The following is a 10,377-nucleotide window of genomic DNA, read 5'->3' on the forward strand; positions in this document are numbered from 1 at the left end:
GCCTCCTGGGGGAGTGTCATAGTCGCGTCGGCGACCCGGCGGGCCCGCCAGCCATCTACCTGCCCGGCCTTGACTCGTGCCCACGTCCTCGGGAGGCGGTGGACCAACTCCACGGCCTGGGCCAGGAACACCCGCCCCGACGAGGTCGACCGACCAGTCGCCGCCGCGAACTCCACCACAGCGAACTCGGTCACATAGGCACAGCCGTCACCACCGAGCAGCACCTCACCCTCACCACCGGGGACGCCGTCGATCAGGGAGGCGGCCCGGGTGTAGTCGTCGACCTCGTGAAAGGAGGCGTATTTCGCGGCCGCCGCGATCTGCAACGCCTCCTCGACACGCACCCGAGATTGAGAAGAACGAAAGACCTCGAGCACGCTCCCAGGATCATCGGCCGCATCGAAAGCGGCGGCATCTGGAAAGGTCGAAGTCATAACAACCAAGATAACGACCACCGCCGACAGTTCTGGTCGCCAGGATCGATGCTCCAGAAATTGTCGGGGGATTTTCTCGCCAGAGCGTGAAAAACGACCTCGAGCCCCCGACCTGGTCGACGTGCTGGCCAACTCAATCCGCCCTGGCGTGCTGTCCGCTGTCGGCGAACAGCGCCCCCGAAGCCGTGGCACCGCCGCCTCCGGCGGCTAGGGTCGCCACGTGAACCACTACTCCAGTGACCCCCTGGGCCCCGCCCAGCCGTCCATGAACGGCGGCGGACCCGGGCCCGGCGACCTCGACGGCCACATCTACTCGCGGCTGCTGCGCGAGCGCATCGTCTTCCTGGGCTCGGAGGTCCGCGACCAGAACGCCAACGCGATCTGCGCGCAGCTGCTGCTGCTCTCCGCGGAGGACCCCGAGGCCGACATCTTCCTGCACATCAACAGCCCGGGTGGCTCGGTCGACGCCGGCATGGCGATCTACGACACGATGAACTACATCCCCAACGACGTCGCGACCGTCGGCATGGGCCTGGCCGCCTCGATGGGCCAGTTCCTGCTGTGCGCCGGCGCCAAAGGCAAGCGCTACGCGCTGCCGCACGCGCGGATCATGATGCACCAGCCCTCCTCTGGCATGGGCGGCTCCGCCTCGGACATCAAGATCCAGGCGCAGCAGTCGCTGCACATCAAGAAGGTGCTGCTCGATCTCATCTCGCAGCACACCGGCCAACCCCTTGAGCAGGTCATCGCCGACGCGGACCGCGACCGCTGGTTCACCGCCCAGGAGGCGCTCGAATACGGCCTGGTCGACAAGGTCATCACCAGCGCGCGGGAGGCCGCCGACGCCGGCCGCCCGGCCCATGCCGGCAAGGAGGACTGACGTGAATTACTACATCCCTCAATCCGGCGCAGTGAGCGGACGTCGTTCCTCCAAGGGAGGCTACTGATGAACTACTACATCCCTCAATCCGGCGCAGTGAGCGGACGTCGTTCCCCCAAGGGAGGCTACTGATGAACTACTACATCCCTCAGTGGGAGGAGCGCACGTCGTACGGCTTCCGCCGGATCGACCCCTACGCCAAGCTCTTCGAGGAGCGGATCATCTATCTCGGCACGCCGATCTCCGACGACGTCGCCAACGCCGTCATCGCGCAACTGCTGTGCCTGCAGTCGATGAACCCCGACCAGGACATCAACATCTACATCAACAGCCCCGGCGGCTCGTTCACGGCGCTGACCGCGATCTACGACACCATGCAGTTCATCAAGCCGGACGTGCAGACCGTCTGCATGGGCCAGGCTGCCTCCGCGGCCGCGATCCTGCTCGCGGCCGGCACCAAGGGCAAGCGGATGGCACTGCCCAACAGCCGGATCCTGATCCACCAGCCCTACACCGAGGGCACCTTCGGCCAGACCTCCGACATCGAGATCCAGGCCAACGAGATCCTGCGGATGCGCGAGCTGCTGGAGAAGATGATCGCCGACCACTCGGGCAAGAGCATCGAGGAGGTCAGTCACGACATCGAGCGCGACAAGATCCTCACCGCCGAGCAGGCCGTCGAGTACGGCATCGTCGACCAGGTGCTCGGCACCCTCAAGACGCCCGCACTCGTCTGACACGACCACCGCTGACACGGCCTCGTGTCCGTCCCCCCACCCGGGGCGGGCACGGGGTACGGTCAGGGGGCTGGCCCCCAACCAGTGAGCAGTTCCCGCGCACGCACGACCCGCACGACCAAAAGGAGACCGCCCGTGGCACGCATCGGTGACGGAGGCGACCTGCTGAAATGCTCCTTCTGCGGGAAGAGCCAGAAGCAGGTCAAGAAGCTGATTGCCGGCCCCGGCGTCTACATCTGCGACGAGTGCATCGACCTGTGCAACGAGATCATCGAGGAGGAGCTCTCCGAGGGCTCCGAGGTCGAGCTCGCCGAGCTCCCCAAGCCGCGGGAGATCTTCGAGTTCCTCAACTCCTATGTCATCGGCCAGGAGCAGGCCAAGAAGTCGTTGGCGGTCGCCGTCTACAACCACTACAAGCGGGTCCAGGCCGGTCTCCAGCCGCTCTCGGGCAAGCACTCCAAGGACGAGCAGGTCGAGGTCGCCAAGTCCAACATCCTCGTCATCGGGCCGACCGGCTGCGGCAAGACCTATCTCGCCCAGACCCTGGCCCGGATGCTCAACGTGCCCTTCGCGATCGCCGACGCCACCGCGCTCACCGAGGCCGGCTATGTCGGCGAGGACGTCGAGAACATCCTCCTCAAGCTGATCCAGGCCGCCGACTACGACGTCAAGAAGGCCGAGACCGGCATCATCTACATCGACGAGATCGACAAGGTGGCCCGCAAGGCGGAGAACCCCTCGATCACCCGCGACGTCTCCGGCGAGGGCGTGCAGCAGGCGCTGCTGAAGATCATCGAGGGCACCACCGCCTCGGTGCCGCCGCAGGGCGGCCGCAAGCACCCGCACCAGGAGTTCATCCAGATCGACACGACGAACATCCTGTTCGTCGTCGGCGGCGCCTTCGCCGGCCTGGAGCACATCATCGAGCAGCGGGTCGGCAAGAAGACCCTCGGCTTCACCGCCGAGGTCAAGTCCAAGGCCGACAAGGAGGCCGAGGACCTGCTCAAGCTGGTCCGCCCCGAGGACCTCACCAAGTTCGGCCTGATCCCCGAGTTCATCGGCCGGCTCCCGCTGATCGCCTCGGTCAGCAAGCTCGACCGCGAGGCGCTGGTCCAGATCCTCACCGAGCCCCGCAACGCGCTGGTGAAGCAGTACCAGAAGCTCTTCGAGCTCGACGGCGTCACGCTGGAGTTCACCGACGAGGCCATCGAGGCGATCGCCGAGAAGGCCCTCGAGCGCGGCACCGGCGCTCGCGGCCTGCGGGCGATCATCGAGGAGGTCCTCCTCTACGTCATGTACGACGTGCCCTCCCGTGGCGACATCGCCAAGGTCGTCGTCGACCGCGACGTCGTCGACGGCGACGCCACGCCGACGCTGATCCCGCGCGAGTCGGACGTCAAGAAGAAGAAGTCCGCCTGAGGCTCGGAGACGGTCAGCGCCTCCCTAGCTCGCATGGTCCCCGTCGGTCTAGTCATTTTGGGTCATTTGTTCCGTTCGAATGGCGCTCAGCCGACTCACAAGGGAAAATGTCGGCTGTGTCACCCTTGGTCCTGATCCCAATGAAGGGACGGTCATGAGCGCAGAGCAGAAGGCGCCGGTCATGGCGTTTGTCGCGTTGTCGATCGTCATGCTGCTCGTGCTGGCCAACGGGTTGCGCCCCGACGGACTGCGCGGACTCTTCGTCGCGCCGGCCCAGTCCATCATCTCCGGCGCCTCGCTGAGCCCGCAGGGCCAGCAGGTGCTCGCGGCCGACGGCCGCTTCGTCGCCGCCGATCGGGACGCTGCCTCGGCCGTGCTGGCAGCGGCCGTCCAGGTCGTCGGCAACCAGGTCGCCGGCGATGGCACCACCTCCTCGAGCGCGACGGGTCCCGCCGACGGGTCGGCGGCTCAGGGCGGCCGTAGCAGCCTGGCCGGTGCTTCGGCTCTCCCCGGAGAGGGGATCAGCCTGACCGGGTCGACGTCCGCTTCCTCCTCGACCGACACCGGATCGAGCGGCACTACTTCCGAGACCGGCTCGACGACCACTCCGAGCGACTCGACGGGCTCCACCGGATCGACCAGCTCCGGCTCGACGGGCTCCACCGGGTCCACTGGTTCGAAGAGCCAGACCTGGGGCTCCACCGCCAACAGCGTGGGCGACGACTCGTCCTCGACCGAGCTCGGCTGGAGCACCAGCACTACCGTCGAGTCCGCTGAGGAGTCCGTCGCCGAGGAGGCGACCACCACCGACGAGTCCGCCGAGGTCTCCACCACCGACGAGTCCGCCGAGGCGACCACCACCGACGAGTCCGGCACACCTGCGAGTGGCCTGCCGGGCTGGGCCCAGAACTCGTGGGGCGGACACGATGGTGGTTCCTGGTCCACCAGCACGCCGCAGACCAGCCAGGGCACGGCCACGTCATCGACCAGCAGCCAGGCCTCCGGCGTGACCTCGGGGTCCGGTCCCCTCGGCTGGAGCGCGCCGACGGACCAGCACGGCGCCGACGACGAGACCCTCGGCATCCTCGGCCACCGCGCTCACCAGACCAAGAGCCACAAGCCCGGCCACGCGGGGGCGAGCAAGGCCGGCAAGAGGGCCGACAAGGCCACGAGCGAGAAGGCCGTCAAGCGCGCCAAGCTCGGCAAGAAGCACCGCTAAGAGCAACCTCCAACGTGTTGGGGGCGCCAGCGTCAGGACGTCGGCGCCAGCGTCGCGGTGACCGTCAGCTCGGTCAGGCCGTCGTCGGCCACGAACGTGAGCTCGCCGGTGATCTTGGCGGCCTTGCGCAGATCCTCGGTCGCGATCGCCGCGGCCCGGACCAGTGCCTCGGGACCGGTCACGGTCGCGGCGAGCAGCTCGTGGCGCATCGACACCTTGGCCTGCGACTTCACGCCCCGCAGCCCGGCCAGGGTCGCGGCGATGGCGTCCAGGCTGGCCGGGTCGGCGGTGGCGGCGGAGCCCAGCTCCAGCGCGGTCGGCCACGGCGCCCGGTGGATCGAGGTCGCTGCCGCATCGGCGGCGTGCCACCACGACCACACCTCCTCGGTCGCGTAGGGAAGGAACGGCGCCAGCAGCCGCAACTGGACGTGCAGCGCGATCGCCAGGGTCGCCTTGGCGGAGCTGGCTCCCGGCCCGTTGTCCGGGTCGTAGGCGCGCTCCTTGACGAGCTCGACGTAGTCGTCGCAGAACTCCCAGAAGAACTTCTCGGTGGTCTCCAGGGCGGTGGTGTAGTCGTAGGCATCGAAGGCGTCGGTGGCCCGCTCGATGACGCCACGCAGCCGGGAGAGCAGCGCGCAGTCGACCGGCTCGCTGACGGCGAAGTTGGCCAGCTCGGTGGCCTTCACGCTGCCCAGCACGAACTTGGAGGCGTTGAGGACCTTGAGCGCGAGCCGCCGGCCGACCTTCATCTGGGTCTCGTCGAACGGCGAGTCCAGGCCCGGTCGGCTGAGCGCGGCGCGCCAGCGGACCGCGTCGGCGCCGAACTTGTCGAGGATCTCGGTCGGCACCACGACATTGCCCTTGGACTTCGACATCTTCTTGCGGTCGGGGTCCAGGATCCAGCCCGAGAGCATGGCATGGCTCCACGGCACCTGGCCGGTCTCGAGATGGGAGCGGACGATGCGGGAGAAGAGCCAGGTGCGGATGATGTCGTGGCCCTGGGTGCACAGGTCCATCGGGAAGACCCGGCCGAAGAGGTCGTCGTCGCTGCCCCAGCCGCCGGCGATCTGCGGGGTGAGCGAGGAGGTGGCCCAGGTGTCCATCACGTCCGGGTCGCCGATGAAGCCGCCCGGCTTGCCGCGCTGCTCCTCGGTGTAGCCGTCGGGGACGTGGGAGGAGGGGTCGATGGGGAGTTGGTCCTCGGTCGGCAGCAGCGGCCGGTCGTAGATCGGCTCGCCGTCGGCGTCCAGGGCATACCAGACCGGGAACGGGATGCCGAAGAACCGCTGCCGGGAGATCAGCCAGTCGCCGTTGAGGCCGGCGACCCAGTTGTCGTAGCGGTGCTGCATGTGGGCTGGCAGCCAGGTCAGCGCGGCGCCGTCGGCGAGCAGCGTGTCGCGCAGGCCGGCGTCTCGGCCGCCGTTGGTGATGTACCACTGCCGGGTCGCCACGATCTCCAGTGGCTTCTCGCCGCGCTCGTAGAAGTTGGCCATCCGCTGGGTCGGCTTGGGCTCGCCGTCCAGGTCGCCGGTCTCGCGCAGCTTGGCGACCATCGCCTCGCGGGCGGAGTGGACGGTCTTGCCCTGGAGGTCGTCGTACGCCGCCCGGGCCGCCTCGGTGGTGAGCCACTCCGGCGTCTCGCGGCTGAACCGGCCGTCGCGGCCGATCAGGGTGCGAACGGGCAACTGCAGCTCGCGCCACCACTGCACGTCGGTCAGGTCGCCGAAGGTGCAGCACATCGCGATGCCGGCGCCCTTGTCGGGCTCGGCCGCCGGGTGGGCCAGCACCGGCACCTCGACCCCGAAGACCGGGCTGGTCACGGTGGTGCCGAAGAGCTTCTGGTAGCGCTCGTCGTCAGGATGGGCGATGAGCGCGACACAGGACGCGATCAGCTCCGGGCGGGTGGTCTCGATGTGGACCGGCCCGTTGTGCCCCGAGGACGGAGCAGGGTGGAAGGCGACCCGGTGATAGGCGCCGGGATACTCCCGCGCCTCCAGCTCGGCCTGCGCGACGGCGGTCTGGAAGGTGACGTCCCACAGGGTCGGCGCCTCCTGGAGGTAGGCCTCGCCCCGGGCCAGGTTGCGCAGGAACGCCCGCTGCGAGACGGTCTGCGCCGCCGTGCCGATCGTCGTGTACTGATGGGACCAGTCGTAGGACATGCCGAGGGTGCGCCACAGCGACTCGAAGACCAACTCGTCCTCGGCGACCAGCCCGGCGCACAGCTCGACGAAGTTGCGGCGGCTGATCGGCACCTGCCTCTTCGGATCGGGCTTCTCCGGCGGGGTGAAGTCGGCGTCGTACGGAATGCTCGGGTCGCAGCGCACCCCGAAGTAGTTCTGCACCCGACGCTCGGTGGGCAGGCCGTTGTCGTCCCAGCCGATGGGGTAGAAGACCGACTTGCCACGCATCCGCTGGAAGCGGGCGATCAGGTCGGCGTGGGTGTAGGAGAACACGTGGCCGACGTGCAGACTGCCGGAGACGGTCGGCGGGGGAGTGTCGATGGCGTAGACGTTCTCCCGCGGCTGGCTCCGGTCGAAGGCGTAGGTGTCGTCCGCCTTCCATCGCTCCGCCCACTTCTGCTCGAGCCCCTCGAGCGCCGGCTTGTCCGGTACTACCGCGCCGCCGGTGGCGGTCGCGGTCTCCGGTGCGGTGCTCAGGTTCTCGGTCATAGGGGAAATCCTATTGTTGCGGGGGTGTGACAACGAAACCGGTTGACGGTGGTAGCCGTGCTAGCACTGGCGCTAGCATGACTGGATGGCCGCCGTCCACATCCGCAACGTCCCCGAGGAGACCGTCGCCAGGCTCAAGGAGCGCGCGGCCGCCAACGGGCGCTCGCTGGAAGCCGAGTTGCGCATCGTGCTCGACGAGGCCGCCCTCGCCCCGGTCGCCCGCAAGCGCCGCCAGATCAACTGGCCGACTTACAGCAGTGGCATCCACGAACCCTTCGACCGCCACGACTTCTACGGAGATGACGACCCTGATGGTCGTTGAGCGAGTCATCGTCGACACCAACGTGCTGATCGCGGCCACCGACAGCGCCCGACCGGGCCACCTCGCGGCACGCTCGCTGATCGAGTCCGATCCGCGTGCACTGTGCGTCAGCGGCCAGGTGCTGCGCGAGTTCCTCGCGGTAGCCACGCGCTCCGTCGAGCACAACGGCCTCAGCTTGACGGGGGCCGTGGCCGTGGTGACTCTCGGGGAGGTCACGAGCACGCTCGACGTAGTCGAGGAGACGGCAAGCTCGCGGCGGTTCCTCCACGGACTCGTCGGCTCCGGTCGTGCCGCTGGCCAGCAGGTCCACGACGCCAACCTGGTCGCGGTGGCCGTCGAGCACGGCGCGACGACGATCGTCACCGCCAACCCTCACCACTTCGCGCGCTTCGTCGATCTCATCTCGATCGAGGAGCTCAACTAGACTCGACGGGATATGACCGAGACCGCCCGTCCTGCCGAGACCTTCGCCGAGGCCGAGGACGCGCTGCTGTCCCGCTGGCCCGAGACCAAGCTGGAGCCCAGCCTCGACCGGATCGAGGCGTTCACCGAGCTGCTGGGCGACCCGCAGCGGGCCTACCCGGTCATCCACCTCACCGGCACCAACGGCAAGACCTCGACCAGCCGGATGATCGACGCGCTGCTGCGGGCGCTCGACCTGCGCACCGGCCGGTTCACCTCGCCGCACGTCGAGAGGATGACCGAGCGGATCTCGATCGACGGCGAGCCGCTGACCGACGAGCAGTTCATCGAGGCGTTCAACGACGTGGCGCCGTACACCCATCTCGTCGACGCCGGGGCCGACCACCCGCTCTCCTTCTTCGAGACCGTGGTGGGGATGGCCTACGCCAAGTTCGCCGAGGCGCCCGTCGACGTCGCGGTCGTGGAGGTCGGCATGGGCGGCTCCTGGGACGCCACCAATGTCGCCGACGGAGCCGTCGCGGTGGTGCTGCCGATCGGCCTGGACCACACCCAGTATCTCGGCACCACGCTGACCCAGATCGCGGGGGAGAAGGCCGGCATCATCAAGCCCGCAGCGGTGGCGGTGCTGGCGCGGCAGCCCGAGGAGGCGATGGCGGTGCTGCTCGACCGGGCCGCCGAGGTCGGTGCCGCCGTCGTGCGCGAGGACGTGGACTTCGGCGTCGTCTCCACCACGCCCGCGGTCGGTGGCCAGGTGATCTCGTTGCGGGGGTTGCGGGGCCGGTACGACGACGTCTTCCTGCCGCTCTACGGCCGTCACCAGGCGCAGAACGCCGCGGTCGCCCTGGCCGCGGTCGAGGCGTTCGCCGGGTCCGAGCCGCTTGCCGACGAGATCGTCCGGGCGGCCTTCGCCGAGATCACCTCGCCGGGCCGGTTGGAGGTGGTGCGCCGCTCGCCGACCATCGTGCTGGACGCCGCCCACAACCCCCACGGCGCCGAGGCCACGGCGGCTGCCCTCGGCGAGTCGTTCGCGTTCGCCCCGCTGGTCGGCGTCGTCGGCGTGATGGGGGACAAGGATGCCGAGGGCGTCCTCGCCGCCTTCGAGCCGCACTTCGAGCATCTCGTCGTCACGCAGAACTCCCAGTCCCGCTCGATGCGGGCCGGGCGGCTCGGCGAGCTGGCCATCCCGATCTACGGCGAGGACCGGGTCACCGTGGTGCCCGACCTGGCCTCGGCGATCGACGTCGCGGTCGGCCTGGCCGAGTCCGGCGCCAGCGACTCGCTCTCCTCGGGCGCGGTGCTCATCACCGGCTCCGTCGTCACGGTCGGTGAGGCCCGCTCCCTGCTGGGCGGACCGAAATGACGTCCGAGCGGGCGAAGGCGCCGCGCCGCGGCATGTGTGCTGCGGTGCTGTCGCTGGAGGCGGTCACCCTGGGACTCACCACGCCGGTGATGATCGCGGTCGCCGAGGTCTCGACCGGAACCGCGCTCGCCGTCGGCCTCGGCCTCGCGGTCGCCTGCGTGCTGGTCGCCGGGCTGCTGCGCAGGAGGTGGGCCTACCACCTCGGCTGGGCGATCCAGGTCGCGGCCGTCGCGCTGGGTCTGGTGGTGGGCATGATGTGGGTGCTGGGGCCGATCTTCGCGCTGCTGTGGGGGATGGCCGACCTGCTGGGGCGCCGCATCGAGCGCGAGCGGGCGGCCGCCTTCGCGGCGTACGACCGGCTGACCCAGTCCTGAGGTCGCTTCGCTAGGGTGACCGCCATGACAGAGCGCACCTTCGTCATCCTCAAGCCGGACACCGTCGCCCGGGGCCTCGTCGGCGAGGTGCTGGGCCGCTACGAAGCGAAGGGCCTACGGATCGTCGCGATGGACTTCCGCACCATCACCGCCGAGCTCGCCGACCAGCACTACGCCGAGCACGTCGACAAGGAGTGGTATCCCCCGCTGCGCGACTTCGTCACCAGCGGCCCGCTCGTCCCGCTCGTGTTGGAGGGCGATGAGGCCATTGCCGTGGTGCGCGCCCTCAACGGCGCCACCGACGGCCGCAAGGCCGCCCCCGGCACCGTCCGCGGCGACCTGTCCCTCTCCGGCCGCGAGAACCTCGTCCACGGCTCCGACTCACCCGAGTCCGCCGCCCGTGAGATCGGCCTCTGGTTCCCCGGCCTATAGCCGAGTCGGCAGAAGTGCTGGCTCCAGAGACGCCGAGTCGGCAGAAGTGCGGGTCTAGGACGGTCCGAGTCGGCAGAAGTGCAGGGAGCGCCCCAGCACTTCTGCCGA

The 10,377-nt window shown here is 69.0% G+C and carries 10 protein-coding genes and 1 pseudogene; 9 read left to right on the plus strand and 2 right to left on the minus strand.

Annotation, left to right across the window (positions count from 1 at the left end):
- Positions 1–377 (minus strand): annotated as a pseudogene (locus QM595_RS11215) (HNH endonuclease); the annotation flags it as partial.
- A 322-nt stretch (positions 378–699) separates the two neighbouring features.
- On the opposite strand from QM595_RS11215, the gene QM595_RS11220 reads away from it, so the two are divergent.
- From QM595_RS11220 to QM595_RS11235, 4 genes are all read left to right on the plus strand, one after another.
- Positions 700–1,314, plus strand: coding sequence for an ATP-dependent Clp protease proteolytic subunit (locus QM595_RS11220; RefSeq protein ID WP_415171646.1), 615 nt, complete (start codon positions 700–702; stop codon positions 1,312–1,314).
- Between the two features lie 131 nt (positions 1,315–1,445).
- A complete protein-coding gene (locus QM595_RS11225) occupies positions 1,446–2,051 on the plus strand; it encodes an ATP-dependent Clp protease proteolytic subunit (RefSeq protein ID WP_415171637.1) in 606 nt (201 codons plus the stop codon).
- Positions 2,052–2,186: 135 nt separating this feature from the next.
- Complete coding sequence (gene clpX, locus QM595_RS11230) at positions 2,187–3,470, plus strand: ATP-dependent Clp protease ATP-binding subunit ClpX (RefSeq protein WP_415171638.1); 1,284 nt, start codon at positions 2,187–2,189, stop codon at positions 3,468–3,470.
- A gap of 154 nt (positions 3,471–3,624) precedes the next feature.
- Positions 3,625–4,689: a hypothetical protein gene (locus QM595_RS11235; protein ID WP_415171639.1), complete on the plus strand. Its 1,065-nt coding sequence runs from the start codon at positions 3,625–3,627 to the stop codon at positions 4,687–4,689.
- Between the two features lie 32 nt (positions 4,690–4,721).
- On the opposite strand, the gene valS is transcribed toward QM595_RS11235, so the two are convergent.
- Positions 4,722–7,358, minus strand: a complete 2,637-nt coding sequence (gene valS / locus QM595_RS11240; RefSeq protein ID WP_415171640.1) for a valine--tRNA ligase — start codon at positions 7,356–7,358, stop codon at positions 4,722–4,724.
- Between the two features lie 85 nt (positions 7,359–7,443).
- On the opposite strand from valS, the gene QM595_RS11245 reads away from it, so the two are divergent.
- From QM595_RS11245 to ndk, 5 genes are read left to right on the plus strand one after another with little or no spacing between them, the layout of a single operon-like run.
- Positions 7,444–7,680: a FitA-like ribbon-helix-helix domain-containing protein gene (locus QM595_RS11245; RefSeq protein ID WP_415171641.1), complete on the plus strand. Its 237-nt coding sequence runs from the start codon at positions 7,444–7,446 to the stop codon at positions 7,678–7,680.
- Positions 7,670–8,104: a type II toxin-antitoxin system VapC family toxin gene (locus QM595_RS11250; RefSeq protein ID WP_415171642.1), complete on the plus strand. Its 435-nt coding sequence runs from the start codon at positions 7,670–7,672 to the stop codon at positions 8,102–8,104. Before QM595_RS11245 ends, QM595_RS11250 begins: the two co-directional genes overlap by 11 nt.
- 12 nt (positions 8,105–8,116) lie before the next feature.
- Positions 8,117–9,463 carry a bifunctional folylpolyglutamate synthase/dihydrofolate synthase gene (locus QM595_RS11255; RefSeq protein WP_415171643.1) on the plus strand — a complete coding sequence of 449 codons (1,347 nt, stop codon included), beginning with the start codon at positions 8,117–8,119 and terminating at the stop codon, positions 9,461–9,463.
- Complete coding sequence (locus QM595_RS11260) at positions 9,460–9,837, plus strand: DUF4233 domain-containing protein (RefSeq protein ID WP_415171644.1); 378 nt, start codon at positions 9,460–9,462, stop codon at positions 9,835–9,837. The genes QM595_RS11255 and QM595_RS11260 overlap by 4 nt, the downstream gene beginning before the upstream one ends.
- Before the next feature lie 24 nt (positions 9,838–9,861).
- Positions 9,862–10,269 carry a nucleoside-diphosphate kinase gene (gene ndk / locus QM595_RS11265; protein WP_415171645.1) on the plus strand — a complete coding sequence of 136 codons (408 nt, stop codon included), beginning with the start codon at positions 9,862–9,864 and terminating at the stop codon, positions 10,267–10,269.
- Positions 10,270–10,377 lie beyond the last annotated feature (108 nt).

It is taken from the genome of Nocardioides sp., assembly GCF_047607185.1.
Taxonomy (GTDB): Bacteria; Actinomycetota; Actinomycetes; order Propionibacteriales; family Nocardioidaceae; genus Nocardioides.